Here is a 1,350-nt window from a genome sequence, read left to right as displayed (position 1 = left end):
GCCCGGCAGTGCCTGGCCGCACTGGTTCCGATGGGCCAGCGGCGCAGCGCGTTCGCGCTCGACTCGATGCTGGTCGAGCTGTCGTACATGGTGGGTCCCGCCCTCGCGGTGGCGGGGCTGACGGCGTTCGGCAGCGGGGTGACGATGACCGTCATCGGGGTCGGCACGGCGGCCGCCGGCCTGGGCCTGATCGCGCTCAACCCGCCCACCCGGTCGGCCGAAGAACTGGAGGAGAACGCGACGAAGGTGCCGCGGCGGCAGTGGATCACGTCCGGGTTCGCGGCGCTGCTCGGCACGACCGCGGCGGCCACGTTCGTGCTCACGGCGACCGAGCTGTCGCTGGTCGCGACCATCAATCAGGCCGGACAGACCGAGTGGGTGGGTCTCGCCGTGGCCGTCTGGTGTGTTTACTCTCTCATCGGCGGCTTCGTATACGGTGGCCTGTCGCGTGGCTTCTCGCCCCTGGCGCTCATCGCCTCCATGGGCCTGCTCACCATCCCGGTGGGGCTGGTGAGCGGCGGCTGGCAGTGGCTGGTCCTGGCGCTCGTTCCGGCCGGTCTGCTCTGCGCGCCGTCGCTGTCGTCCTCGGTCGACGTGCTCTCCCGGTGGGTGCCCGCCGGGGCGAGAGGTGAGGCGATGGGCTTCCACGGCACGGCCCTGCTGATGGGCGGCGCGACCGCGGCTCCCATCGTGGGGGCCGTGATCGACGGGAGCGGACCGGCGTGGGGGTTCGTGATCGCGGGCCTGGTGGGCATGGGCATGGTGCTCGTCGCCGCCCCGTTCTGGTCCCGCCGCCCGCCTGAGGCTCCCACCGTGCCGCTCGAGGAGGAAGGGGCGGTGACGGGCGTCGAACCGGCGACCACTTCACCCTCCACGGGGTGAGCTATGGGGCGCGTTGTCCGCGCGTTAAGCGCGGGCTCCGGCCCACAGGGCCGGAGCACTTGGCAACGGGCTGAGGCGTCATCGGTGCTCGGTGCTCGGTGCTTCGGTTGCGACGGGTACGGGGCCTAACTCGGTCGCACGAGGAGCCTCGCCGAAGGTGCAGGGCCCGACTTCGGCTGGGCCTCGTTGAAGGCGGCCAGCGGAAGGGGACCGCGGCGGACGGCGCGGGGCCAGGCTGGGCAGAGGCGCGGCCGAGCCAGGGGCGGCTGAGGCAAGGGCCGGGGCTGGGGCGGCTGAGCCAGGCCGTGCCGCTGGCGAGTGGCTTGCCGCCACGCCCTCAGAGGGGCGGCGCGGAGCGGTGGACGGCGTGAATGCGCTGGCCGGACGGGGTGTCGTCGAGGCGGGGCCGCCGGTGGTGACAGGGGCATAAACGGCCGTCTCGGCGGTGTTGGCCAGAGTTAACCCAGG

1 protein-coding gene is annotated in these 1,350 nt (G+C 73.0%); it reads left to right on the top strand.

What is annotated here, in order from left to right; translation table 11 throughout:
- Window positions 1-882 (top strand): MFS transporter (locus AB0J09_RS64855; RefSeq protein WP_360714461.1); only part of this gene is annotated, 882 nt, incomplete at its 5' end.
- Window positions 883-1,350 lie beyond the last annotated feature (468 nt).

This window comes from Nonomuraea sp. NPDC049784 (assembly GCF_040659615.1).
Taxonomy (GTDB): Bacteria; Actinomycetota; Actinomycetes; order Streptosporangiales; family Streptosporangiaceae; genus Nonomuraea.
Note: the sequence above shows the minus strand (reverse complement) of the source record. Positions and strands in the feature narration are given on the sequence as shown.